Source organism: Fulvivirga sp. AWR4_260, from assembly GCF_056158185.1.
In genome coordinates this window covers 3,915,785-3,941,692 of the sequence record NZ_JBSWSU010000015.1, presented here as the reverse complement: position 1 = coordinate 3,941,692, position 25,908 = coordinate 3,915,785, and the positions used below count along the sequence as shown (strand labels likewise).

At 36.9% G+C, this 25,908-nt stretch carries 26 protein-coding genes; 18 read left to right on the top strand and 8 right to left on the bottom strand.

Features of this window, described 5'->3' with window-relative positions; translation table 11 throughout:
• Positions 1 to 727 precede the first annotated feature (727 nt).
• From ACXACQ_RS22500 to ACXACQ_RS22490, 3 genes are all read left to right on the top strand, one after another.
• Positions 728 to 1,039 (top strand): hypothetical protein, encoded by a 312-nt coding sequence (locus ACXACQ_RS22500; protein WP_474978258.1) that lies wholly within the window; start codon positions 728 to 730, stop codon positions 1,037 to 1,039.
• Between the two features lie 222 nt (positions 1,040 to 1,261).
• Entirely contained in the window at positions 1,262 to 1,387 is a 126-nt protein-coding gene (locus tag ACXACQ_RS22495) for a hypothetical protein (protein WP_474978257.1), read from the top strand.
• Positions 1,388 to 1,421: 34 nt separating this feature from the next.
• The gene (locus ACXACQ_RS22490; RefSeq protein ID WP_474978256.1) at positions 1,422 to 1,814 is read left to right on the top strand and encodes a hypothetical protein; all 393 of its coding nucleotides are present in this window, start codon (positions 1,422 to 1,424) and stop codon (positions 1,812 to 1,814) included.
• A gap of 92 nt (positions 1,815 to 1,906) precedes the next feature.
• Here ACXACQ_RS22490 and ACXACQ_RS22485 read toward each other — a convergent pair whose 3' ends face one another.
• On the bottom strand, positions 1,907 to 2,365 hold the full coding sequence (locus ACXACQ_RS22485; protein WP_474978255.1) for a nuclear transport factor 2 family protein: 459 nt from the start codon (positions 2,363 to 2,365) through the stop codon (positions 1,907 to 1,909).
• A 144-nt stretch (positions 2,366 to 2,509) separates the two neighbouring features.
• On the opposite strand from ACXACQ_RS22485, the gene ACXACQ_RS22480 reads away from it, so the two are divergent.
• The 4 genes from ACXACQ_RS22480 to ACXACQ_RS22465 all read left to right on the top strand — a co-directional run bounded on the left by ACXACQ_RS22480 (position 2,510) and on the right by ACXACQ_RS22465 (position 5,639).
• Positions 2,510 to 3,088: a Crp/Fnr family transcriptional regulator gene (locus ACXACQ_RS22480; RefSeq protein WP_474978254.1), complete on the top strand. Its 579-nt coding sequence runs from the start codon at positions 2,510 to 2,512 to the stop codon at positions 3,086 to 3,088.
• 81 nt (positions 3,089 to 3,169) lie between these two features.
• Positions 3,170 to 3,565, top strand: coding sequence for a VOC family protein (locus tag ACXACQ_RS22475; RefSeq protein WP_474978253.1), 396 nt, complete (start codon positions 3,170 to 3,172; stop codon positions 3,563 to 3,565).
• 165 nt (positions 3,566 to 3,730) lie between these two features.
• Positions 3,731 to 4,108 (top strand): BlaI/MecI/CopY family transcriptional regulator, encoded by a 378-nt coding sequence (locus ACXACQ_RS22470; protein ID WP_474978252.1) that lies wholly within the window; start codon positions 3,731 to 3,733, stop codon positions 4,106 to 4,108.
• The gene (locus ACXACQ_RS22465; protein ID WP_474978251.1) at positions 4,098 to 5,639 is read left to right on the top strand and encodes a TonB family protein; all 1,542 of its coding nucleotides are present in this window, start codon (positions 4,098 to 4,100) and stop codon (positions 5,637 to 5,639) included. Before ACXACQ_RS22470 ends, ACXACQ_RS22465 begins: the two co-directional genes overlap by 11 nt.
• 58 nt (positions 5,640 to 5,697) lie before the next feature.
• Here the strand turns inward: ACXACQ_RS22465 and ACXACQ_RS22460 are convergent, their stop codons facing one another.
• Positions 5,698 to 8,178 (bottom strand): TonB-dependent siderophore receptor, encoded by a 2,481-nt coding sequence (locus ACXACQ_RS22460; protein ID WP_474978250.1) that lies wholly within the window; start codon positions 8,176 to 8,178, stop codon positions 5,698 to 5,700.
• Between the two features lie 259 nt (positions 8,179 to 8,437).
• Between ACXACQ_RS22460 and ACXACQ_RS22455 the strand changes: the two genes are divergently transcribed.
• Positions 8,438 to 9,481 (top strand): UDP-glucose--hexose-1-phosphate uridylyltransferase, encoded by a 1,044-nt coding sequence (locus ACXACQ_RS22455; protein ID WP_474978249.1) that lies wholly within the window; start codon positions 8,438 to 8,440, stop codon positions 9,479 to 9,481.
• A gap of 37 nt (positions 9,482 to 9,518) precedes the next feature.
• Here ACXACQ_RS22455 and ACXACQ_RS22450 read toward each other — a convergent pair whose 3' ends face one another.
• Entirely contained in the window at positions 9,519 to 10,034 is a 516-nt protein-coding gene (locus tag ACXACQ_RS22450) for a TlpA family protein disulfide reductase (RefSeq protein ID WP_474978248.1), read from the bottom strand.
• A 237-nt stretch (positions 10,035 to 10,271) separates the two neighbouring features.
• Here ACXACQ_RS22450 and map point away from each other — a divergent pair, with 237 nt between their 5' ends.
• From map to ACXACQ_RS22430, 4 genes are all read left to right on the top strand, one after another.
• Positions 10,272 to 11,036: a type I methionyl aminopeptidase gene (map, locus tag ACXACQ_RS22445; protein ID WP_474978247.1), complete on the top strand. Its 765-nt coding sequence runs from the start codon at positions 10,272 to 10,274 to the stop codon at positions 11,034 to 11,036.
• A 261-nt stretch (positions 11,037 to 11,297) separates the two neighbouring features.
• On the top strand, positions 11,298 to 12,092 hold the full coding sequence (locus tag ACXACQ_RS22440) for a sulfite exporter TauE/SafE family protein (protein ID WP_474978246.1): 795 nt from the start codon (positions 11,298 to 11,300) through the stop codon (positions 12,090 to 12,092).
• A gap of 12 nt (positions 12,093 to 12,104) precedes the next feature.
• Positions 12,105 to 12,671, top strand: coding sequence for a YeeE/YedE family protein (locus ACXACQ_RS22435; RefSeq protein WP_474978245.1), 567 nt, complete (start codon positions 12,105 to 12,107; stop codon positions 12,669 to 12,671).
• A gap of 2 nt (positions 12,672 to 12,673) precedes the next feature.
• Positions 12,674 to 13,087 (top strand): DUF6691 family protein, encoded by a 414-nt coding sequence (locus ACXACQ_RS22430; protein ID WP_474978244.1) that lies wholly within the window; start codon positions 12,674 to 12,676, stop codon positions 13,085 to 13,087.
• A 40-nt stretch (positions 13,088 to 13,127) separates the two neighbouring features.
• Here ACXACQ_RS22430 and ACXACQ_RS22425 read toward each other — a convergent pair whose 3' ends face one another.
• The 5 genes from ACXACQ_RS22425 to ACXACQ_RS22405 all read right to left on the bottom strand — a co-directional run bounded on the left by ACXACQ_RS22425 (position 13,128) and on the right by ACXACQ_RS22405 (position 19,364).
• Positions 13,128 to 13,358 (bottom strand): DUF2188 domain-containing protein, encoded by a 231-nt coding sequence (locus ACXACQ_RS22425; RefSeq protein ID WP_474978243.1) that lies wholly within the window; start codon positions 13,356 to 13,358, stop codon positions 13,128 to 13,130.
• A 140-nt stretch (positions 13,359 to 13,498) separates the two neighbouring features.
• Positions 13,499 to 16,501 carry an AAA family ATPase gene (locus ACXACQ_RS22420; protein WP_474978242.1) on the bottom strand — a complete coding sequence of 1,001 codons (3,003 nt, stop codon included), beginning with the start codon at positions 16,499 to 16,501 and terminating at the stop codon, positions 13,499 to 13,501.
• A gap of 2 nt (positions 16,502 to 16,503) precedes the next feature.
• Entirely contained in the window at positions 16,504 to 17,727 is a 1,224-nt protein-coding gene (locus ACXACQ_RS22415) for an exonuclease SbcCD subunit D C-terminal domain-containing protein (RefSeq protein WP_474978241.1), read from the bottom strand.
• Positions 17,728 to 17,872: 145 nt separating this feature from the next.
• Positions 17,873 to 18,652 (bottom strand): PhzF family phenazine biosynthesis protein, encoded by a 780-nt coding sequence (locus tag ACXACQ_RS22410; RefSeq protein ID WP_474978240.1) that lies wholly within the window; start codon positions 18,650 to 18,652, stop codon positions 17,873 to 17,875.
• Between the two features lie 7 nt (positions 18,653 to 18,659).
• Positions 18,660 to 19,364 (bottom strand): YARHG domain-containing protein, encoded by a 705-nt coding sequence (locus tag ACXACQ_RS22405; protein WP_474978239.1) that lies wholly within the window; start codon positions 19,362 to 19,364, stop codon positions 18,660 to 18,662.
• Positions 19,365 to 19,558: 194 nt separating this feature from the next.
• On the opposite strand from ACXACQ_RS22405, the gene ACXACQ_RS22400 reads away from it, so the two are divergent.
• The 6 genes from ACXACQ_RS22400 (at position 19,559) to ACXACQ_RS22375 (ending at position 25,908) form a co-directional block, all read left to right on the top strand.
• A complete protein-coding gene (locus ACXACQ_RS22400) occupies positions 19,559 to 21,040 on the top strand; it encodes a cobyric acid synthase (protein WP_474978238.1) in 1,482 nt (493 codons plus the stop codon).
• Positions 21,040 to 22,068, top strand: a complete 1,029-nt coding sequence (locus ACXACQ_RS22395; RefSeq protein ID WP_474978237.1) for a pyridoxal phosphate-dependent aminotransferase — start codon at positions 21,040 to 21,042, stop codon at positions 22,066 to 22,068. The genes ACXACQ_RS22400 and ACXACQ_RS22395 overlap by 1 nt, the downstream gene beginning before the upstream one ends.
• Positions 22,047 to 22,985 (top strand): adenosylcobinamide-phosphate synthase CbiB, encoded by a 939-nt coding sequence (gene cbiB, locus ACXACQ_RS22390; protein WP_474978236.1) that lies wholly within the window; start codon positions 22,047 to 22,049, stop codon positions 22,983 to 22,985. Before ACXACQ_RS22395 ends, cbiB begins: the two co-directional genes overlap by 22 nt.
• A gap of 7 nt (positions 22,986 to 22,992) precedes the next feature.
• Positions 22,993 to 23,529, top strand: a complete 537-nt coding sequence (locus tag ACXACQ_RS22385; RefSeq protein WP_474978235.1) for an AAA family ATPase — start codon at positions 22,993 to 22,995, stop codon at positions 23,527 to 23,529.
• A 72-nt stretch (positions 23,530 to 23,601) separates the two neighbouring features.
• Entirely contained in the window at positions 23,602 to 24,666 is a 1,065-nt protein-coding gene (locus ACXACQ_RS22380; protein WP_474978234.1) for a hypothetical protein, read from the top strand.
• 126 nt (positions 24,667 to 24,792) lie between these two features.
• Positions 24,793 to 25,908: an ABC transporter substrate-binding protein gene (locus ACXACQ_RS22375; protein ID WP_474978233.1), complete on the top strand. Its 1,116-nt coding sequence runs from the start codon at positions 24,793 to 24,795 to the stop codon at positions 25,906 to 25,908.

Sequence of the window (25,908 nt, the reverse complement as noted above, 5' to 3'; positions counted from 1 at the left end):
TAGCCAGTATTTCATAAATATGGATTTGTGCGTAAAGAAAGGAATTTGAGCGGATGCTCAAGCAAATAGTGGATCGTAGCGGACGCTACGACCAGTTGGGTCAGTTCATAACCGGAAACCTACAGAAGATCAAACATTTATCATTGAGATTAAATAATGGTCCACTGGTTTTTTTTGAACAAACTCAAAAAAAGAAGAGCCTTCTCAATTTAAACTATAACGAGAAAAATAATCATCTTTTATTATCGGTGATCGACCATGTACCCTTCTATGATTAGCATCTAAGAAACGATCATATGAGAGATGATGGCCCCCCCACTGGTCGTAGGTTAAGCGCAGCGGTCCTAAGACCTACCATGAGCAAGAGCATTTGCTCGGAATAAGATAATCAAATGTCTGAAGCCACACTGCTTAGTAAGTATTTTAATAAAGATATTGAATGCATTAAATTTAGAATTTGAGCGGATGCTCAAGTAAAGTATGGATCGTAGCGGACGCTACGACCAGTTGGGTAGAAGAGTTTGGATTAACTAACCATGTTAATTCTGGGCCTATTAAAGCTGGAAGCTAAGAGGCTAAACAATTGGTTATTAATGTATTATTGGAGTCGTTGTCAAAAAAAATTAACAGAGAGGTGAATGTTAGGATTTTTAAAAATGCTGATGAAGTTAAGCTTGCAGATAAAAGTATACGTATTCCAACAGGTGAAGGATATTAATTAGATTTTATGAAAGAATATTTTTTAAAGTATAAAACTAACTGTGGGAGTATTGATGAGGTTAAGACCTTTCTGGTTCATTTATTTGACTTTGACTTTGAAAAAAGAGAAAGTGATTATATAGGTGTTTATTATTTATATAAGGGATTATATGCAGACAGATTGAGGATTTTTAAAAGTAATGATGAAATTTTGATAGAGGTTGATTTTAATTCGGGGAAATCAAAGGATAGAAAATCAAGATATCTTTTTATAAAAAAATCATTTAATAATCATTCAAAATATTTTGAAATTTTGAATGATAGAGAAGAAGATGTGTAAGGGATCCTACCTGGGCCAAGGTTCTAAATTGAGTCTGGCGCAAGAGTCCACTGGTCGTAGGTTAAGCGCAGCGGTCCTAAGACCTATTATGAACAAGAGCATATGTTCGGAATAAGATAAGCGGATGCCTCCACACTGCTTAGTCAGTATTTTAATAAAGATATTGAATGCATTAAATTTAGAATTTGAGCGGACGCTCAAGCAAAGTATGGCTCGTAGCGGATGCTACGACCAGTTGGTGGTACATTGTCAACGCTCATTCAGGATGGTGATAAAGAATTAGTGTCACTTTCCTATCTAAAGAATAATACAATTCCGGCTGGAGTAACTTTTAGTGGAGATGAATAAAAAAATGAGGGTGATAATAAATATAATCCTAGTTATGATCTCAACATCAAGTCTGACAAGTGAAGACTTTTTTAAAATGATGTTATCAGGTGTAAGTTCTACTTATAATGTAGTTTTAGTGAAACACAACTTTGTAGTAGTCTTTGGGTTTGCACTTTCTGCAATAATTTGCAATTTATGTTTAAAGCGAAGTAGGTTGATAAAATATTTGTTGGGAGTATTTATTATTTTCTGGGTTTTTTCTCTTAAAACCTATGCTATAATAAATAATGGTGATAGTAAAATTCTTATTTCTGGCTTTTCATTTTATCCTATGAAAAAATGTATTATAATAAAAATAGATGATTGTGATGATTTATATTGGTTTTTTCTGAAAGATAAAGTCAAGAGAGCTATTACCGAACAGTCCCCCACTGTCCTAGGTTAAGCGTAGCGGTCCTACAACCTACTATGAGTAAGAGCATTTAAGCACATATCTATTAGCATAATGCTTAGTCAGTATTTCAATAAACCTGTGCTCTACAAACCAGTATGCTCATAACTTATGGCTCTTTTTACCTGCCAAGTGCTGTCATTTTTCTCCCAGATGGTAATGAACTTGGCTTTTTCAACAGGCACTCCGTCTACCAAAAACTCATGAACGCCAGTTTGTACTGCGCCATAGTTGGCTAATGGCGATATTTCATGAGAAATAAGCCTTCTCGTAACCGGTTGGGACTTTTGGCACTTTTCATGAAATGAAGCCATCTCTTTAGCTTTAGAGATGTTGAGGCCTGTTCTGTCATCGTAAAACTCTATATCGTTGGCAATGAGTTGGTCAAATAAGACAGAGTTACATTGGTTAAAAGCAACATCAAATAATAAGCTGTCCATTTTCTCTATTTGTAATTGTAAAGCACTTGTACGATGATTTTGGGCTAGAGAATAGCTTGAAAATGCAAATAGAATTGATATGGTGAGAATAGTGGTTTTTAACATACATCTACGTTTAGTCAGGTGACGATTGTTTCAAAGCATTGTTACAGTGAAATGCCGTTTTACTGAATATAAGTACTCGATTTATTGCTATGCAATTGTTCTTATTATTAGTAATTTAATAAGATAACTTAACCACTTCTAAGCATGAGTTTAGCTTTTTTTCAAAAGGTTTACCATCACCCAGATTTGTCGTCATCAGACTTGCAGAGCTTAATGCTGGCACATGAAAGGGTGCAGTTCAGTAAAAACGACATTATATTAAATGCCGGAAAGGTGGCGCATGAGTATTATATTATAGAGAGTGGCTTGGCACGGTCATATGTCTATGATTTAAATGGCAATGAAATTACAACAGACTTTGCTGCGGCTGGTCAGATAGTGATTGAGGTCAATTCATTGTTTCAGCAAGTTGAAAGTATGGAATATATCCAGGCCATTACAGATGTGGTAGCATGGAAAATCAATTTTCCAGATTTTCAGTTGTTATTTCATAAAATAGAGGCCTTTAGAGAGTGGGGTAGAAGCTGGATGTCTGCCCAGTTATTTATCACCAAGCAGCGGTCTATAGATATGATTACGGTAAGCGCTACAGACCGTTATTTGCGTATGACGGAGGTGTACCCCGATGTGCTCAAGCATGCCCCGCTAAAACACATTGCTACGTATTTAGGCATTACCGACACCAGTTTGAGTAGAATCCGCAAATCTTTACTGAGGAGTTAAACCATTTCTTGTCATAGGACAAGACATTATAACTGGTGTAGTATTAGTTTGAATTATTGATAAACTAAACACCTAATTAATATGAAATCAGTTAACCCAGTAGTATGGTTTGAAATTTATGTAGATGACCTTCAGCGTGCAAAAAAGTTTTATGAAGCAGCATTGGGCGTAGAGTTAACCACTATGCCTGTGCCGGGTGATGACCCTATAGAAATGTTATTTTTCCCCGGTGATATGGGACCCAATGCCTCTGGGGCATTGGTGAAAATGCCAGGAGTAAAAGCAGGAGGCAACAGCACTTTGGTGTATTTCTCTTGTGAAGAGTGTGAAGTAGCCGAAAAATCTGTAGCAAAGGCTGGCGGTAAAATAATGAAGCCTAAAATGTCTATTGGCGAACATGGCTTTATCTCGCTTTGTGAAGATACAGAAGGTAATGTATTCGGACTGCATATGACGCCCGTTACAGCAGAATGTTGAATCTCAGAATCTATTAATAATCTAGTGAAATTATGTTATGCCATATTGTAAAGGCTGGTAGGTGATACTGGCCTTTTTTTATGTAAGATATTTAATAACTAAAGAATTAGTTGATAAACTAAATATTTAGTTGTATATTCATTTTATATTAAAATTAAATAAAGGATGAAAGAGTTAACCAAAGCGGAAGAACAAGTGATGATGATATTGTGGCAGATAAAAAAGGGATTTGTGAAGGATATATTGGCTAAAATGGAAGAGCCTAAACCAGCTTATAACACCGTGTCTACTATTATCAGAATATTAGAGCAGAAGGGTTTTGTAGCACATAAAGCTTATGGAAAAACCTATGAGTATTATGCCAAAGTGGCGAAGGAAGAGTACACTAAACTATACTTTGATAATTTCTTATCAGGCTATTTCAGTGGATCTTTTTCAAGGTTAGTATCATTTTTTGCTAAGGAAAATAACCTTGATATAAAGGATGTAGATAAGCTAATGAAACATGTTAAAGATGACTTAAACCAAGAGAATGATGAATGATCTTTTAAACTACCTGCTCGAAGTCAATGTGTGCATAATACTGTTTGCTGCCATATACTTTTTGGTGTTTAGGCGAAATGTACATTATGTATACAGTCGATGGTTTTTGTTAGCGGCAGGTCTGCTATCAATAACTTTACCGTCACTTCAAATTGATTATAACCTCGTTTTTACAAATGATGTACCGGGATTAAACGCTACTACTAATCAGCTGAGTGAATTATTGATTTTGTCAGAAATACAAAATCCGACTGCTATAGAATCGCAAACGGTGACTTGGCAAATGGCTTTCATAATTATTTATGTCCTGGGAGTGATTATTCAACTTACCTTATTGCTGAATCAGGTTTTTCGAATTCACTATTTCAAAATCAAGCGGAAATCCCATATTATTCATGAAAATGGTTATGACCTAATAACTACAGATGGTCAGCTGCCCACTTTCTCTTTCTTCAATAACCTTTTTTACAATAACCAGCATCAGGTTACTGCTGATGACAAAAATAAAATCTTATCGCACGAGCAAGCTCATATTCAACAAAGGCATAGTTATGATAACCTGTTTTTTGAGCTTCTCAAGACCTTTTTGTGGATCAATCCTTTTGTGTGGATACTCAAAAGACAATTGGAATACATTCATGAATTTCTGGCAGATGAAAAAGTACTGTCTCAAACAGACATTAAAGAATATAGTCGACTATTGGCCAAGATGGCGCTCAATGATATGAGTTTAAATATTGGCCACCATTTTAATCAATCGTTTACATTAAAAAGAATAAAAATGATGGAAAAGCAAAAAAATAAAAGCGGTAAATGGAAGCTTCTGCTGGCATTGCCCATGGTGTTGTTGTTGGCTTTTATCATAAGCTGCGACAATCAATTATCGGACAAAGAAATAGCAGATAACAGAGAAGCCACCAGAAAGGCCTCTTCTTTAGGAAATGATGGAGGAGAATTTACAGTAGTAGATGAACCAGCGGAGCCGGAGGGAGGAATGCCTCAATTGTTCAAATTTTTAATGGAGGAAATGACGTACCCTTCAGATGCGAGAAAAGAGAAAGTGGAAGGCAAAGTGTTTGTAGAGTTTGTAGTAAATACAGAAGGAAAGCTTGAAACAGCTTCAGTGGTAAAGGGTATTTATCCCTCTCTTGATGAAGAGGCAGTAAGAGTAATTCTGAAGAGTAGTGAAGTCATCACATGGAAGCCTGCAAAGCAAAGAGACGAAACTGTTTCGCAGAAGTTGATATTACCCATTACGTTTAAATTGGGAGATAACAGCGATGAATTGTCAGTAAATGATGTGGAGAAACCTGAAATGAACGTAGACGCCCACCGTGCTGGTACTTTGGTTAGTGGAAGAATTACCAGTGATGAAGGAGAGCCTGTGGCAAATGCAGCCCTTGTTATTGTAGGTACAGATAGAGGTACGGTATCCGATGCACAAGGTAATTTTAAGATTGAATTAGATAATGAAATGCAAGAGCTCAGCGTAGTGCACGTTTCTTATAAAGATTATTTGATCAAGTCTTAAAACATATAATCTGGTAACAAAAAAGGCTGCCTCTGATGTTAGAGGCAGCCTTTCTTTATTAAAATCTGTAAGCTAAGCTTGCGCTAAAACTTCTTGCTTTTTGTGGGCTTATAGTGCTCCACCCTGTATAATATTCTTCATTAGTAAGGTTATCTAATTTGAAAGCTATACGGTATGCTTTAGTATTATAGAATAATGAAGCATTAAGTACTGTGTATGATGGTAATGTGAATTTACCAGTAACTAGTGAGTTGGTAGTTGCAAATTCACTAGCATAGTTTCCTCCGAACCCAGCACCAAGACCTTTTAGGTTACCTTGCTGTAAAGAATAACTAGCCCAGAAGTTAAACAACTGGTCAGGCCCTGCTGATAAAGCTCTTCTACCATCGGTGTTAGGTGTAGTATTTCTTGTTTCAGCCTCGTTATAGCTGTAGCCAGTAACAATGTTTAATCCCTCAATTGGGTTGGCCACAATGCTTACCTCTATTCCTTTACTTAAAGTTTCTCCATCTTGAACATAGAAAGTAGCCTCTGAAGTCGATCTGTTTAAATCAGTTCTTACAACATCAGACACAAGGATGTCATAGTAACTAATAGAAGCCGATAATTTTTCATCGAACATATTCAATTTAGTACCTACTTCCCATTGGTTGGCATGTTCTGGGTCAAAATTGGCAATGCTTTGGTCTCCTTGTACTCTAGGGGCAGTATTCTGGAATCCGTTCATATAATTACCAAACACAGATAACTGTTTTGGAACTAATTGATAAACTAAACCAAATTTAGGAGAAAATGCTGTTTGATCATTATCACTATCATCTTTATCCATAAAACGATCTACTCTTAAACTGGCCATAGCAGTTAAATTAGGAGTGATGTTAAGTACGTCTGACACGTAAGCACTTAAAACTTGTCGTTGCGTTTGGCTATTACTAGTAGGCGAAGTAGCTAAAATGGCGTCAGCATTTGGTTGTGAAAGTATGCCATTGTCAAAATAAGTAGTGTAATTGCTAGCAGGTGTGATTCCCTTAAGTGCTTCATTAACCGTAGTAACACTTTCTGGTCCCATGTATATTATTCCACTTTCTGGGTAGCCTGTGCTATTGTTGATCAATTTTCTGTGGAAAAAATCAACTCCTGCTACTAGTCTGTTTCTCAATGACCCTATTTCAAAGTCACCTATAAAGTTTTGTTGAATGTCAGTACCTATAGTTGTTGAATTTTGCTTGCTAACTCTTCTTGAAAAGAATTCTCCTTCTAGACCTGCTTCCATGTATGGTCGATTTAGAGTGTCTGAAGCAGCCATTGACCCTAAATAAGTGTAATAGCCATCAGACTTGGCCGAGCTAGATGATACTGCTGTTTGAGAAGTCCAATTTTCTGAGATTTTATAGATTGCTTGACCTTGAAAGCTGAAGGTAGGAGTTTTCATAGTAAGGTCATTTCCTGTATAAGACCTTTTGTTATCATAACCCAATGCTTTTAGGTCATCTATAGAGTTTACTCTTAGAGGTTCAACCCTTGTGAGGAATAGCATAGGAGCATTAGAGGCTTCTGCACTTAATATCTCGGCATTGGCCAAGAAGGTTAACTTTTCATCTACTTTGTATGTAAGTGATGGGGCTACGTAAAACGACTTTCTAAATCCAGCATCTTGGAAGCTGTTTTCAGTATGGTAAGCTGTGTTGAGTCTAAAAAGCACACTCTTATCATCATTTAAAGGAGCATTAATATCGGCTGTTATTCTATTAAGACCATAGCTACCAGTGATGTAGTTTACCTCACCTCCGAATTCTTCATAAGGTCTTTTGGTTACAACATTCATTAAACCACCATAAGATATTAAACTACTACCGAATAAGGTTCCTGATGGCCCTTTAATCACTTCGATTTTTTCCATATTGATGGGGTCAAGCGCTCCGTTTGTAAGGGCTGGTAATCCGTTCATCATAGTGGGTTGTACAGAAAATCCGCGCATAGAGTAGTAGCCAGCTCCATCTCCACCACGTCCTGTAGACTCCCATAATCTTGTAATTCCAGGTGCATTTTTAAGAGCGTCATTGAAATTAGTAACTACTTGTTCTTTTAAAAGACGGTTGTCTATGGTGTTATAAACCTGAGGATTTTCAATGTTTTCTAAAGGCAGTTTAGCTACAAATTTACTTTCTGGTGAGGCAAATTTGTTCGTATTGCGATCTCCGTTAATTACCACTTCTTGTAGTTGACTATAGTCGATCTCAAGAAATATAACCGGAACTTGAGTAACCTCATTAGGTGTAACAGTAATTTCTAATTCTGTTTTTTTTAACCCTACATAAGATGATACTAAAGTGTAAGTACCCTGATTAACGTTTCTTAATGTGAAATTTCCGTTTTTGTCCGTGGCAGAACCATGGTTAGTATTTTTAAGGTAAACATTTACAAAAGCAGCTGGTTTGCTGTCTGATGTTTTAATGGTACCTTGTATAGAACCCGTTTGTGCAGCCAATGAGGCAGCGCTAAAAATAATTAGCAAAAAGGATAGTAGATGTTTTGTCATTGATGTTTAGTTATTTAGACTAATTAAAGATAAGGCAAACTTATACTGAGTTTTTTTAGTGGGCAAGATTATTTAGAACTATTTTAAATAATACTCACAAAACTTACATCATGCTGTTGTGCAGATTTTACGGGTATCGCTATCTCATTATTAAAAATACGTTAATATGAGAATAGCAGTATTTTCATTAAAAAAAATGGAAGTTTGTATTTTAGAAACGTATGATTTACGTTTATGGTAAATTTTTTAATAACGCTACATGGAAACTTTTGATCTTTCTAATCACTCACATCGAAGGCTAAATATATTAACCGGGGAGTGGGTACAGGTATCGCCTCACAGAGCTAAACGTCCTTGGCAAGGGCAGCAAGAGGACAGTAATGAGGAAAAACGACCTGCACATGACCCTAATTGTTATTTATGTGCTGGTAACACTAGGTCTAATGGAGAGGTTAATCCTCCCTATAAAAATACTTTTTCGTTCGTTAATGATTTTGCTTCACTTACGGCTGATTTTGAAGGAGAAGGCGTAAAAAAAGGCTTGATGAGAGCTGAAAGTGAAAAAGGTATTTGTAAAGTTATCTGTTTTTCGCCAAGGCATGACCTTACCATTCCTGAATTGCCAGTAGTGGAAATTGAAGGAGTAGTAGATTTATGGATGCAGGAATGTGCAGAATTGTCTAAGATCGATTATGTAAACCACATCCAAATTTTTGAGAACAAGGGAAGTGTTATGGGCTGCTCTAACCCACACCCTCATGGCCAGATTTGGGCGCAGGAATCGGTGCCTGTAGAGCCTGCAAAGAAAGCAACACATTTTAAGACATACTTTGATGAAAATAGTAAGTCTATTTTGGAAGACTACTTAGCAGAAGAGCTAGAAGATAATAAAAGGTTGATTTTTAAAAATGAGCATTTTGTAGTTTTAGTTCCTTTTTGGGCCGTTTGGCCTTATGAGACCATGATCATTCCAAGAAGGAAGATGGCACATATAACTGAAATGAGCAAGTCAGAAAAAGCAGCATTTGCCGAGGCTATACAGCAATTAACCATAAGATACGACAACCTATTTAATACTTCTTTTCCATACTCATCGGGTATACATCAGGCTCCATACGATGGTGCTGAATACCCCGAATGGCATTGGCATATGAGTTTTTATCCACCATTGTTAAGGTCTGCCACAGTAAAGAAATTTATGGTAGGTTATGAAATGTTTGGTAACCCTCAGCGCGACATTACTCCTGAGCAGGCAGCCAAAACCTTGCAAGATTTGCCAATAGTGCATTATAAGTACATTTAATATTACGAGAGCGGTTCTGAATTTTGGAACCGCTTTTTTATTGTGTAAGCATTTCTTTGATCTTCATATCATCGGCTTCTATAGCCTTGGGCATTATTACCATACCATCCTCATCCAAAATCAAATATCTTGGAATCCAATCGAGGTTAATGTAAGATGAAAACTGGTTTTTCCATCCTGCTTTAATCCAATAATGCTCACCAGCAATGTTATATTTATCTATTGCCGTAGCCCATTTGTCAGCATCTTTGTCAAGCGATAGGAAAATGAAATCTGTGTCTTTAGCATTATCGTACACGGTTTTTAAGTTAGGAAACCCTTTAATGCAGTCTTTACACCAGCTGGCCCATATGTCTATAAACACCTTTTTGCCTTGATGAAGCTCTATTACCTCACGGAGTGTAACCGTTTTTCCGTTTTGAGCAATAAGCTCTAGGCTTGTTACACTATCAGGGAAATGCTGTTTTGTAAGGTATTCAGGTATTGGCTGGTTTTGGGCGAATAACCCAAAACTGGTAACGCAGAATATAAAAGATAGTATTATTTTGATCATATCGCATAGGTTAGGCTGTAAAATACTGTTAATGAATAGCTATTGCAATTTTTTTTAAGGGGAATTGAGAATTTTGTTGCTCGGGGGTAGTACCATACTAAAAGGTATAATTATCAGTGAATTAAATACATAAACCTTTAACGCAACATTGTACTTTATGCGCTTATTGGCTACCTTCAAAACTTTTAATAGAAATGGCAGCATAGGTGTCATTTTCTTAACCAAAATATCCCCACCATGTCTATATCAAAAGAAGACGAGCTTATCGGAATGAAAAACATTAGCGAGGTAGTGGCCACTACACTTAAACTAATGACTGCGTATGCAAAAGTAGGAATGTCTACCAAGGAGTTGGATGATTATGGCGGGGAGCTTCTAAAGAGCTATGGGGCAAAATCGGCTCCTTATGAAACGTATGGTTTTCCTGGTTACACATGCATAAGTGTAAATAAAGCTGCGGCACATGGAATTCCTTCTGCTAAAAAAATATTGAGAGAAGGAGATTTGATCAATATTGATGTTTCGGCAGAGTTAAATGGTTTTTGGGCAGACAATGGAGGTTCTTTTGTATTGGGCGAAGATATTCATAACCACCAACCTTTGGTAGATGCTTCAAAAAACATTCTTAAAAAGGCTATTCAGAACATTAAAGGTGGAGTCAAAATAAATGAAATAGGTCACATTATAGAAACGGAAGCCCGAAAAGCTGGATTTAAAGTACTTAAAAACTTAGCGGGGCATGGTGTAGGAAGAAGTTTGCATGAGGCACCTGAAGATATTTTGAACTATAAGGTAAGCACTAACCGCGAGAGGTTTAAGAAAAATACTACAGTAGCTATAGAAACTTTCATTTCTACACATTCAACTATAGCCATAGAATTGAATGATGGTTGGACGCTGGTAGGAAATAGGGGAGGATATGTAACGCAACATGAACATACCATATTAGTGACGGATGATGAGCCGTTAATTTTGACTCAATCTAATGGAATCTGGGATTAGGTCAAATGTTGCAGTTGTTTGCGCCATCTATTGGTAGTGAATGATTGACATTATATTTATAATTAAAATACTGATGTTGTTTAATTCTTAATTAAAAATTAAAGAGATCAGTGTAGTTGTTATTAAGACAACGTACTTTCTGAAGTCAATATTTTTTAAACTTTATGATACACGCTTTTTGCTGTTCTTCAGCTCTTTGTGTGACATCTGTTACAATGTTATTGATTGCTCTCAAATACCTTTGGAGTAATTAAAGATGTTATGAACGAGACTTTAGCAATTTTATCAGCAGTATTAATAGGGCTTAGCCTCGGAGTTACCGGAGGTGGAGGTTCTATCCTTACCGTTCCTGCGTTGGTATATATTGTAGGGTTAAGCCCAGTTGTAGCCACAGGATATTCTTTGTTTGTTGTTGGTTTTACAGCGGCAGCAGGAGCTTTCGATTATATGCGAAAAGGCTTGTTGAACTATCGGGCAGCGCTAATCTTTGCTGTGCCATCGGTAACCTTAGTTTTCATTACCAGAAAATATGTGGTGCCTGCTATACCAGATGAATTAGGAGTTTTCTTAGGTGTGTCATTAACCAAAGGTATGTTGTTAATGGTTTTTTTTGCTGCACTTATGATTTTAGCTTCGGTTTCGATGATCCGCTCTAAGAGCGAGCAGCAGGTAAATACAGAAGAGTTGCATTACAATAGTAGTGTGTTTTTACTGGTAGGGGCGGTGGTAGGGCTGGTAGCTGGTTTGGTAGGCGCTGGAGGAGGCTTTTTAATTATACCTGCGCTGGTACTTTTGGCACGCATGAATATGAAGTCTGCAGTGGGCACTTCTCTTTTGATTATTGCAGTACAATCAATACTAGGGTTTACAGGGGAATTAACATTGCATCCCATAGACTGGCCTTTTTTAGTCGAATTTACAGGTGTTGCTATAGTGGGTATATTCATAGGCATCTTTATTTCTAAACGGATATCATCCAATAATCTTAAATCAGTATTTGGCTGGTTTGTTTTATTGATGGGTATCTACATAATGTTTAAAGAATTGTTTTTGTAAAAGATGCGATCTATGTTGAATTTTCTTACGCAGCCGTGGCCATGGTATGTGGCAGGCCCGCTTATTGGGTTGGTTATGTTTATGCTTTTTTATTTTGGTAAAACCTTTGGTATTTCCTCTACATTTAGAACTGCCTGTGCAGCAGCAGGAGGAGGCAATTATGCCAGTTTTTTCAAGTTTAACTGGAAGGCCGAATTATGGAATGTAGTATTTGCAATAGGTATGGCTGTGGGAGGTTACATCGCTTCTACGTGGTTATCTGCACCTGAGCCAATACAGTTGTCTGCTAATATTGTTGAAGAGTTACATGAAATGGGAATATCACATCCGGGCGACACTTATATACCTTTAGAAATATTCTCATGGGGCAATCTTTTTACTGCTCAGGGTTTATTGGTAATGGTAGGAGGGGGCTTTTTGATAGGCTTTGGAACTCGGTATGCAGGAGGTTGTACTTCCGGGCACGCCATTACAGGGCTTAGCAATTTACAATTACCTTCACTTATAGCGGTGATAGGATTCTTCATTGGAGGATTGTTCTCTACTTATTTTTTATTACCCTATTTATTAACTCTCTAGCTATGAAATATTTCAAATTTTTATTATTTGGGGCTTTATTTGGTATAGTACTTACAAAAGCCGAAGTTACCTCGTGGTACCGTATTTATGAGATGTTTCGCATGCAATCTTTCCATATGTATGGAGTAATTGGCTCAGCGGTAGGCACAGGGATTATGATAGTAGCCATAATAAAGCGGACTAAAATGCGTAGTTGGTATGGTAATGTTATTAACATCCCTTCAAAAGATAAGGCTTGGAAACGGTATCTCTTTGGCGGTATAATATTTGGAATAGGCTGGGCGGTGGTTGGAGCTTGTCCAGGACCTCTTTATATTTTAATGGGGCAAGGCTTTTCTGTGATGTTAGTGGTGCTGGTAAGTGCGGTGTTAGGAACTTTCTTTTATGGATTACTAAAAGATAAACTTCCTCATTGATAAAGAAAGAGCTGTAAATTTTACAGCTCTTTCTTTATTATTATCCTTTACTCGATGCTGGATCTGCACTTCTTGGGTAGGTTCTTTCTTCTTCTATAGTGCCGTCTAGCTTATGTATTTTTAATGATCCTCCATCGTGGTTCTGTAAATAAACAGCGCTATGCCTTATCGCTTCTTCTTTAGTGGTTTCAAATGCTTGCGAAGCCCTATTGTTACCTTCTTTTGTGAGATTCCACTGATTTTTATCTTTAGTTAAATGATAACTGTCCATATCTATAATATTTTCATTGAAATTATTTTATAGATAAACGACAAACCTTATGCCACCAGAAATAAGCGTTGAACGGCATAGAATACAACTATCCGTTTCACTTTTGAAGAAAGTCAACAACAGCTTGTAGATGCCTTTACTCAACCATTAACTTCCAAAGTGCTATAACCTTGCCCATTTCGTTTAAGCTTTATTTGAGTAGCTATACGTTCTTTTAAAGAGTCTACATGACTTATAATACCAATGGTTTTGGATGACTCTGCCTGTAGTTTTTCCAGAGTATCTAGCGTTTGATCCAGCGTTTCAGGATCTAAAGTACCAAAGCCTTCATCTATAAATAAGCTATTAATCTCTACATCTTTAGAGGCAAGGTCCGATAGCGCCAATGCCAGCGATAAACTCAAGAGAAAAGTTTCACCACCCGATAGGGTTTTCACTGATCTGCGAAGTCCGCCCATATGTTCATCTATAGCAATGAGGCTGTCATCTTCATTTTCATCAGGCTTGTCAATAAGATATCTATCACTGAGACCTTTCAATCTGTTATTGGCCAATACCAATAGTTGACTCAGCGTTAAATCTTGAGCAAATTCGTTGAACCTTTTTCCTTGTGCATCACCAATAAGCTCATTTAGGAGCTTCCAGCGTTTTGTTTTAGCTTCTTTGTCCGCGATTTGTAGTTTTATATTATCCCTTCTTTTGAGGTTGTCTTCGTGGTTTCGAAGCTGCCTTCTACATTCCTCTCCTTTATTATTGATTTCAGCCAATTGCGTCTCTAGCTCAGATAGCTTACTTACTATTTCGTCTTCGGGTTGTTCAGTATCTTTTGCCTTGTTTTCATCAAGCTGAGACTGTAGCAAATGAATAGAAGTTGCAAGTTGATTCAGCTGATTATTGATACGATCATGCTCATTTTTCAGCTCTATATATTGACTATTCGGTAATAATGCCTCAAACGCGGCCTTTATAGATTGAAATCCTTTATTTGAAACAATTGAAGATAAGTTACTCTCATTATTTAAAAGTGCATTTTTATTTTCAGTAAGTTTCGTTTGTAAGCTAATCAGCTGATCTTGAATGTTAATTTTTTGCTGCTTAAGCTCCGCCCATTTATTGAGTAATTGCCGGCTGTCTTTATGTACATCTTCACCCTGATAAATTTCCTTTAGCTTTTCGGCAATTTCTTTGCCTTCTCTAACAACAGTTTTTATTTGCTCCAGTAATGGTATACCGGCTTCAATAGCCTTTAATAATTGATTTTCTTTATCAAATTGTTCTTTTAACTCTAGTTGAGAGGCAATTTCTTTGAGTTCTTCTTCCCAGTCTGTGTTGTCGTCAAAAGCCAGTTTTTCGTATTGCTTATTAAATGCTTCTTTTTCTTCAGCGTATCTATTTTGTAATTGTGAAAGTTGAGCCTTCAGTTCATCATGCTGGCTCTCAAATTGGTTGAGCTTGGTTTTCAAGCCAACCAGCTCATCATTTTCTTCTTGTAGAGAAATTTCGTTTTCTTGAAGAAGCGCGTCTAGTTCATTGTTTTTAGCGGGCAAATGACTCGCAAATGGATGCTCTTCTGAGCCACACAATGGACAAGGTGTATTTGGTTGTAATGAATTTCTTAATTCATCTAGGCTAGCGCGCAATACCTGATTTTCCTTTTCTAGTTTCAGGCCTTTTATGCGTTCTTTTAGCAGATTTGTACTTGCTGTGAGCCGCTCTATTTGTGGAGGCAATGCTTTAATTTCATTGCTTAAAAGTTCTTTATTAATGCTTTGTTTCTCTATTTCTCCATTAATTAACGATAACTTTTCACTTTGCCTGTAAGCTTGTTGGGTTGCCTCTAGCTTCTTTTTAAGCTCATCGATCTCTAGCCCGCTTAATTTTGATTTAATTTCTTCAATGCTATCTTCTGCGGCTTCTTTAAGCGTGTTGAGCTGTTCTATATTGTTGTCAGGATCATTGTCATAATTTAACTGTAGATCTTTGGTTTCAGATTTATACAGCTGTTTGTAATTATTGTATTCCAGTGCTTTAGATTTCCTTAAATCTTGTAATTCTGCCACCTGTTGGGTAAACGTCTCTACTTTTACTTCTAAGTTTTGTTCGTCTACCTCTTCATGTATTAATAGATGAGCTTCTTGTAGATGCTGTTGCATCAGCTGCTCGGTGGCATTTTTCTTTTCTTCTGAAGTCTTAAGCTCTGCTGTTAATTTTTCATTTTCAGCCGAAAGCTGGTGCCAAAGCCTTAAATCATCGGCTATTTCGTGTAGTTGTTCATGAGCCGAAAGGCGTTCTCCATTCTGCTCAGTAAAAGAATTTAACTGTAGATTAACTTGCTCTTTCTTCGAAAGGTTATCATTTATTTCCCTTTCTTGTCGGTTAATCTGCTTTTTTAGCTCTAAGCTTTTTTTCCAATTTTGGATATTAGCCTGAATAGGCGCGGCCTCAGCTTCATATTTTTTGAGGGTAGTGTTGAGCTCATTGAATACTTCTTTGTCCAGTAATTGCCTTTCTATAATCTCTATCTCATGCTGTTGCTGAGCGATGTCTTTAACGGCTTCTTTGTGTTTTTCATAGGCTTTTATACCTAACTGGCGATATATTCCTGTGCCGGTAATTTTTTCTAAAAGGGCTCCGCGTTCATCTTTTTTTACTTTCAGAAATTGAGCGAATTCACCTTGAGCCAACAACACCGCTTTGATGAATTGATCGTAACTAAGTCCAATAAGTTCTTCATTTTTGTTAGGAACATCAGATTTTTTTAGGTCCAGTAATTGGCCTGTTTCTACATTGCCGAGCTCCATTTCATAGTCACGCAGGTTACCATTTCTATTGGTAGAAATGCTCCAGTGCGATGAAAATGTCCCTTTTTTACAAAGATAAGTTACTTTTGCACTGGCTTTAGGTTGATTTCTGGTAAGTATAGCTCCCTTAGAAATAATCTCATTTTTAGTGATCTTCCCCAACCTTGGCACCTGATTAAATAAGGCTAGGGAAATTACATCCAAAATGGTACTTTTTCCACTACCAGTAGGGCCTGTAATAGCAAATAACGAACTGCTGGTAAAAGGTGCTTTGGTAAAATCAATTACATGCTTCTGGCGTAAAGAATTGATATTCTCAAATTCAATTTTAAGTATCTTCATATTTACTTTTGCCCGCTATCGTTTTGGTAGGTTTCTTCTAATATTTCGGTAAATGCCCCAATGATTTCATTTTTAGTCTCCTCATCGTACTCATGAGTGCCAATAAGTTCCATAAAAACTTCCTGAGGTTTTAGGTCTTCTAGGCTTTGATCATTGCTGTAAAGTTCTGACGCTCCTCGCGTTTTGTTTTTGAATGATACACGCTGCTTTACTATCTCATATCCAGGCTTTTTGAAATTGTTAATCATTTCATCGAGCTGATAAATGACGGTGGCATCATAATTTTCTTCAATCAATTCTATTTCAATTAAAGAATTTAAACCTTCATGATCTTCTAATCCATTCAGCTTAGTTCTAAGTTGATTTAAGCTACCGGTCATGCGCAAAAGTTTTCTAAAGGAAGGAATAGGGATGTTTTCAGGTTGATAATCACCGGAGGAAGTATCTATTATCAGTACTCTCTTATTATCGGCTCTTTCACTGAAAGATAATGGAATAGGTGAGCCGCTATAAAATACAGGGATATTGGCCGTTACTTTTTGAGGTTTATGCACATGGCCCAGTGCTATGTATTTGAAATATTCACCAAATTGAGAAGCATAAAAAGCCGCCTGATTACCAATTTGAATATCTCTTTCGCTTTCAGAGCTCTCAATGCCTGCTGTGTACAAGTGCCCCATAGCTATGGTTGGAATACCTTTGTATTCTGCCTCACATATACGAGCAACGTCATTGAAAGTATTTTCGATGCCCTTTCTTAGGGCTTCCAGCCGGTCTTCATACGTGTTGGCCTCTCCAGTATACCTTAAATCTGCATCGCGCAAATAGGGTATAGCCGCAATTACCACTTCAGAGCCATTTTCTCCGTGCACAGGTATGATAGTGTCTTCCAAATTTTCAGGTAAGCCACCAATAACATGCATGTCTAGTTCTTTGAGAATCTCCTTTGGTGCGTCTAGCATGGCGGGCGAATCATGATTGCCGCCAGTAATAATGATTTTACATTTTAACTTCTGTAATAGTATCAGCGATTTATAGTATTGCCTTCTGGCTTCTGCAGAAGGGTTGGCTAAATCGAAGACATCTCCAGAAATTAAAAGAATCTCAATCTGCTGCTGTGCTATAATTTCACATAGCCAATTGATAAATAGATCGAAGTCCTCGTAGAGGTCATGTTTATGTAACTTTTTACCTATGTGCCAATCTGCCGTATGGAGAATCTTCATATAATACGAGGTCTTTTTTCAGACCTTAAAATTAGCAATTGCACTGGTTTTTCTCATACTTAAGTACTTTAAATGCTAATTTTATTAGTAACGATATTGCCGAGGTTCGCTTTGGGATTGGAGGTAATAGAGATTGAAATTTACGTTAAACGAAGATTTCTCCTTTTAAATAGGTGATGGCCTGTCCTTTAATGAATACCCTGTCTCCATTTAATTCACATATGAGTTCTCCACCTCTTGCGGAAAGTTGCTTTGCCGTTAATGATGCTTTGTGCAATTCTGCAGCCCAGTATGGGGTTAGCGTGGTGTGTGCCGAGCCAGTAACAGGGTCTTCATCTACGCCCACCTGTGGGCCAAAGAACCTTGAAACAAAGTCTACAGTCTCACCTGGGGCACTGACTATAACTCCACGAGCCACAATGGAATTTACCAATGTACGATCGAGTATAATGTCTTTTACTTCCTGCTCTGAGTTTAGTATAATCAAATAATCATCTTTCCCTTTATAGGTTTTTAACGGTTCTTTACCTAACCATTGTCTTATTTGAGGAAGGTGCGGAACTTCTTTTATAGTGTCACAAGGAAAATCAAGTGTCATCCATTCTCCTTGTTTCGTTACTTTTAGCAGGCCACTACTTTTGGTAGAGAAATTTATAGTCCCTTCCAATCCATAATAATTGAAAAGCACATGCGCAGAGGCTAAAGTAGCATGGCCACACAAGGCCACTTCTACTGTAGGAGTGAACCAACGAATGCCATATTCTTCATCTTTTTTGAGTACAAAAGCAGTTTCTGCTAGATTGTTTTCTGCAGCAATGTTTTGCATTACATCATCTTCCAGCCAATTATTATCGAGTACACAAACTGCTGCTGGGTTGCCTTTAAATAATATGTTGGTGAATGCATCTACTTGATAAAGAGTCATATATGGCCTATTGCGTTATTAATCCATCAATGGTGGCAATGTTATTCTTTTCTATCTTGGTAAGCAAGTGATCTACATTGTCGGATTGTTCGTGGTACCACCGTTGGTCGTTAAAGTACCTTTTTTCACTTCTTTCTTTAAAGATATAACCATACCTGGCCAAAACCTCGTTTTTCATTCTTTTGAGTTCGTGTTTTGGCAGGTCTTTTAATTCATCAGTGGTAAATGTTTGGGTTGACATTTTAGGATATACTCCGGGGAAGTAGCGTTTTAATGAGCCGTAGAAATAGCCTAATTCGTATTTGCCTTCGTCAACGATTGCAGACCATGGCTTAAAAATTTTCAAGCATCTGACCATTTGCCCTTCGTGCTGGTATATTATAAATTCACCATTAGTTTTAGAGGAGAAAAAGCGGTCTTCTACTATGTGTACATTTTCAAAGTTTTCGTATTCGAAAACCCATTTTTTGTTGGCGATGGACCAAGAGGCAGACTTTATTTGAGCATATACAGACTTATCTCTGTCTATAATAACAGCCATAGTAGACTCCATTTCTGAATCACCAAAGTGAAACATTCCCTGGTACATATCTATAGAATCAGTGGGCCATGGAGTAATGTTTTCTTCTTTTATAGGAGAAAATCCAATCTGTTGTGCATGGCTGTGATACACTAAAAGCGTTAATAATATGCAGGTAATGAGAGTGCGCATTTAGGTTTATTTATAGCTAAAATAATCAATTAGTAGCACAAAAAGTAAATTTTTTTGTAACAGCTTGATTCATAGTTTATTTAAGTGTTAAGCTTATGTTATAAAGAATAACCTAAGGAGGTAAATTGTTTAAATGAGTTGATTATTGGTCAAATACTAAAAAACACACTAGTTTCGTGGTTTAAATAATGCTTATGGATTCATTACGTCCTGTAATGCTGGTGGGCACTTGTTCAGATGCGGGTAAAAGTGTGCTTACAGCCGGTTTATGTCGTGTTTTTAAACAAGATGGTTATTCGCCAGCTCCTTTTAAAGGTCAGAACATGTCTAATAACAGTTTTGCCACCCCTGATGGTAGGGAAATAGGGCGTGCGCAAGCCGTACAGGCCGAGGCTGCTGGTGTAGCTCCACATACTGATATGAATCCTATTTTGCTAAAGCCCAGCAGTAATCAAACCTCACAGTTAGTGCTGAATGGAAAGCCTGCTGGCAATCAATCGGCTTTTTCTTATTTTAAGCAAGTAGATAGAAATGAGCTGTTTAATGTAGTAAAAGAGGCATATGGAAGGTTAGCAGAAAAGTATTCGCCAATAGTAATAGAAGGAGCAGGGAGTATCTCTGAACTGAATTTAAAGGCAAGAGATATCACTAACATGAGAGTGGCTATAGCTTCTGATGCAGCTACATATTTGGTGGCAGATATCGATAGAGGAGGTGTTTTTGGTAGTGTATATGGTACCATAAAATTGCTTTCTGAAGAAGAACTGGCTCAAATTGAAGGTATTATCATTAATAAATTTAGGGGAGATATTAGACTGTTTGAAGATGGTCGAAAACTGCTTGAAGAAATAACAGGCGTACCTGTAGTTGGTGTAGTGCCTTATTTTAGAGACATACATATTGAGGAGGAGGACGCGGTGGCGCTTTCACTTAAGCAGAGAGGAAGTGTGGCTGGTAAAGTTAACATTGCTGTAGTATTGCTTTCCCGGATGTCTAATTTCACAGATTTTAATGCGTTAGAACGTGACCCTAGGGTGCATTTATATTATACTGATCAGCCATCAGAGATAGAAAATGCTGATGTAGTCATACTTCCTGGTACTAAAAACACTATTGAAGATTTATTAGAATTGAGGAAGAAAGGGCTTGCTTCAGCTATTCACAATGTATATACAAAAGGAGGTAAGGTTATTGGAATCTGTGGGGGGTATCAGATGATGGGACAAGAGATACATGATCCTTACCATGTGGAAGGTGAATTTAATGCTGTGCCCGGGCTTGGGCTATTACCAGTAAAAACTGTGTTGAGTAGAGAAAAGAAAACGGTACAGTGTAGCTTTGATTTTTTGGAAACAAAGAGCCTATGTCATGGTTATGAGATACATATGGGCGAAACCACTGTGTTGGAAGATATAAATACTCCAGTAAATGTATTGAAAGATGGTAGTACTGATGGGCATTTTTTAAATGACCGATGTTGGGGTAGTTATATGCATGGCATTTTTGATAATGCTACGGTGGTAAATCATTTAATTAATGTGGAGATTAACAATCAAGATTATGACCATGCTGCGTTTAAAGAGCAGCAATATGATAAGTTGGCGGATGTTCTGCGAGATGCCTTAGATATGGATTCTATTTACAAGGCCATGCGAAAAAAGAGGGGAGATAACTGATGCTTCATGGGCATGGAGATGATAGGTACAAGTATAATGTACCCATAAAAGCTGATTTTAGTTCTAATATAGTCCCTGAGTGTTATAGGTCTACATTACCACTGTCTAAAATTGACTGGTTGCAGGCCGTATACCGCTACCCAGACCCTAATGCGGAATCATTGCAGCAAAAAATAGCGGAACATCATAGATGTGATGTATCACAAGTGATGGTTACCAATGGTGCTACAGAAGCTTTTTATCTGATAGCAAAAGCTTTTGAAGGACAGTCAGCTACTATTATTCAACCTACTTTTGCTGAGTATCACGATGCTTGTGAGCAAAATAATATGCGTTGTAAAACTATTTTGTGGAGTGAGTTTGATGCTCCATTTATTTGTGATACAGCTCTGCTATTTATTTGTAATCCTAATAATCCTACAGGTCAATTACTTGATTTAGATGTTTTAGAGGCTGTTTTGGTCAATAACCCAGAGTCAGTTTTAGTACTTGATGAAGCCTATATAGAGTTTGCCCATCAGGGAGTTTCGGCCATTCAGCTGGGGAAAAAATATAAGAATCTTTTAATTGTAAAATCGCTGACTAAGAATTTTGCAATTCCGGGGCTGAGGTTGGGCTATGTGTACGGTGAGGCTGGTTTGGTTAAAAAGATACTTCAATATAAAATGCCTTGGTCTGTAAATGCAGTGGCTATTAAGGTAGGGGAGCATATAATGGCTCATTATAACGAGCTTTTATTTGAAAGAGAGGAATTACTAAAAGCAACCAAGCAGCTTTGGGAGAGAGTAAATGACATAACTGATTTATTTCCGTTGCCTACAGCTACTAATTATTTTCTCATACAATTAGGCGCAGGTACAGCTGCTAAACTTAAGCACTTTCTCATTGAGAAACATGGCATATTGGTAAGAGATGCTTCCAATTTTAAAGGAATCGGAGGTGAGTTTATTCGTGTTGCTTGTCAATCGCCACAAGAAAACAAATTATTAATTACTGCACTAAGTCAATGGCGTCATATTTCTATATAGCATTACCTTTAGTTATTGGTTATTTATTAGACTTGATCTTTGGTGATCCTAGAAAATTTCCGCATCCTATAAGGTGGTACGGATGGCTTATCTATAAATTAGAACCTAAGCTTAATAATGGAGTCTTAAGAAGGCTTAAGGGGCTTTTATTTGTAATAGTGCTGGTTTTAGGAGTCTATATTTTGCTATATTTTTTGGTGTCTTTTAGTCAGCAAATATCCATTGTTTATTACACCTTAGTTAGCATATTAGTCTTTTATGGTTTGGCCAATAAGTCCTTAATTCAGGAAGGGCAAGCGGTAATATCATGTTTAAATTCGGATGGGTTAGAGGCAGGCCGAAAAAGGTTGAGCTGGATAGTGGGGCGTGATACTGCATCACTGACTGACAGTCAGGTGAGAATAGCTGTATTAGAAACACTATCAGAGAATTTGAGCGATGGTGTAATAGCGCCTCTATTTTATTATGCAATATTAGGTGTACCAGGTATGATGGCCTACAAAATGATCAATACTTTGGATTCTATGGTGGGGTATAAATCAGAGAAGTATAAAGAATTTGGTTGGGCCGCGGCCAAGTTAGATGACTTGGTAAATTTCATTCCTGCCCGACTAACAGCGGTATTGATCGCGCTAGTGAATGTAAGTTGGAGGGCTATTGTATTTATATTTCAATATGGTCATAAGCATGCCAGTCCTAATTCTGGTTATCCGGAAGCTGCATTAGCAGGTGTTTTAAACTGTAGGTTTGGAGGGCCTAACCTTTATAAGGGGGTATTGGTAGACAAGCCATATATTGGAAATGTGGAACGAGAAATTGATAATAGTGATATGAATGTTACTATTTATACTAATCATATTGTTACGTTAGTAGTTGTTTTTTTGATTTTGGTGATCCAATATTTATTTACACTATAATTATTTTTTGAGTAGATACATTATAACCGGAGCTGCAGGTGCAGGAAAAACAACCTTACTTCATGAGTTAATCAATAGGGGGTATCGCGGGTGCGAAGAATCTGCTCGAGAGGTTATAAAGCATGAACTATTCTCAGGTTCTGATGGTATGCCTTGGAGCAATATGGATAGGTTTACCGTTTTAACCTATCAGCATATGTTGTCTGTTCATTTGGAGTTACACAAAGAATTGAGTTCGGTGGTGTTTTTTGATCGTGCTATCCCTGATGTTATTGCCTACAGAAAAGCCTTTAAACTGCCCATCGAGGCATCGTGGTATAATAGCTTGGATGAGGTTAATTATGATCATGTCGCATTTATTTTACCTCCATCTGCTGCTATTTTTAAAAACGATAATGAGCGACAAGAGTCTTATGAATTAGCTTGTTATCTATTCGAATACCTTCAGATTACCTACATAGAACTTGGGTTCAAACTATATGAGTTGGCATTACAGCCTGTTGAAAAAAGGGCAGATGAAATAGATTTGTTTTTGAATCAATAATCAAATGAGTGTTGTTTTTTTATTTAAAAATTTCATGAATTTATTATATATTGATGATTTAAAAATCATTGTATGAAATTTATTTTAACTCTAAGTCTTGCTGTAATCATCGGTTTTTCTTCATGTAATAATGCTAAAACAGATTTGGAAGAAAGTGATTCGAAGGCAGTTGAAGATACTGTAATTGAAAAAGTGGAGAAAGTGGTGGCTAAACCTGAAGAAAAAGTAGCTCCGCCACGTTTATCGAAAGAAGAAGAACTGGCTAAAGCTCGTCAGTATTACGACTCTATTCAAGTCAATTCCATTTTCGAAGAAATTCCCAATCGAGTTGCTCACGTTAACATAATAAATAGCCGAATTGATAATATATTAGGTATATATAGCCTAGAGATGCTTAATGATCATCAAACGGTTTTGAGGATGTTAGATTCTAAAAATGAATACAAAGAGTTTTTTCAGGATTTGGAAAATGCCAAGAATGGAGTTATTAAAAATTCTCAATATTTAAAGAGGTACAGTCTTTCAGATGATTTTGTGCAGAAATACTATGCTGAAGAGTTAAAAGATACCATTAAGGTTTTTGTAGAAGGATCTAATGTATTTAAAGGAGCTTTAACCTCAGATCATATAGAATATATAGACAGGTCATATGAAAATGCAGCAGGGTACTCTTCAAGTGGAATTGCTTATCATTTACCCCAAAAGGAACCCAATTTTGCACATTATTATGGAGTGGTAGGAGATTGGTTTAATAATTCGGAGATATCTACTAATCAACTTCAACTCAGTTATAAAAATATAGATATTCTTCTTGGTAAAAATGGATTTTATACGAGGGATGAGAAAGATAGTTATTTCATTCAAAGCTGGTATATAGAGGGTTATGATAAAATTTTCACTACTGGGTATAGAAATATTAATGACTACGACATAGAAGGATTTTTAATTGAAACATCAATGGATACTACCATTACTGTTATGAGCTTGGATAATAACTATGAAATAAGAGAGCTATCAGCTACAAGCATATTCGTCAATGGAAAACCAATATTAAGCTTTTTACTTTCAGATTCTGGATTAGATGGAGGCTTTCGTCAGTTTTACTATTTTGATGGCAGTAAATACACCTCTTTTTAAGGTTTATCTATTGAGCTTCTTTTTTCAATGCACTTCTACAAAATTGGGATTTAAGCTTCATGAGTTATCTTTACGCCCTGTTGAAAGAAGGGCTGATGAAGTAACTGTATTTATAAGCTAATTAAAATGACCTTAAGAAACCTAACCCTGGTGTTGTTGTTCGCAATGGTATTGCAAGCTTGTGGCAACAAAACTGAAAAGAATGAATCAGAAAATGCTGTTGTAGAGATCAAGCATTGGCCAATGGAGTATGCCAATAGATTTTCTGTGGATTATCTTCCTGAGGACCTTACTAGAATTAATATTAACCAACCCTGGTCTGGTAGTGATGAGAATTTTGCTATGCTACTTTCTGATGCAGGCATTGAGTATGCTATTCACACTCCAGCACAAAGTATTGTTTGTTTATCTCCTACGCATATAGAAATGCTGAAGCTTTTGGGGCAGCAAAATAAGATTGTTGGTGTTTCTGATTATGAAGATGTATATGATGATTCCTTAAGAGCATATTTTCAATCAAGAAATGTACTAGAAGTAGGTAAAGGCAAGGGATTAAACTATGAGTCATTAATAGAGCTTCAACCCAATTTGATCATAGAATCGGCCAGTGGGGCAGGGGCTGATGCTATTAAGCTTTTGGAAGAGTACCATTTACCTGCGGCTCTTTTCTCAGCGCATATGGAAAATCATCCTTTAGGAAGACTAGAGTGGATGAAATATATCTCTCTATTTGTGGATGATACAGCTCATGCGGCTGAAATTTTTGAGGCGAAGAAGAAGGTTTACAATCAGTTGAAAAATGGAGTGGAGCCAAAAGAACATAAGCCAAAAGTATTTGTAGGCTATAAATGGCGAGACAACTGGTATATGCTGGGCGGTAAAAACTATTTTATTAAGTTTATTGAAGATGCAGGAGGGGAATATATTTTAGCTAGTGATACCACAGCAGGCAGTGCGCAAGTAGGACATGAGAAAGTGATAGAGTTACTTCAGGAATCAGATATATGGCTGCATCCAGGGTATCAGGTTTTTAACGATAAGGATCTTGATGATTTGAAAATACCTGCAAGCTATTTTGATAATGGGCTGCAAGTTTATAATAACAACAAAAGAATAAATGAATTTAAAAAAAATGACTTTTGGTCTTCTGGGTTTATAAATCCAGAGCTTGTTTTGCAAGACCTTATTCACCTTATGGGTAAAGATACCAGTGATTTAACTTACTATCACAGAATTAAATAG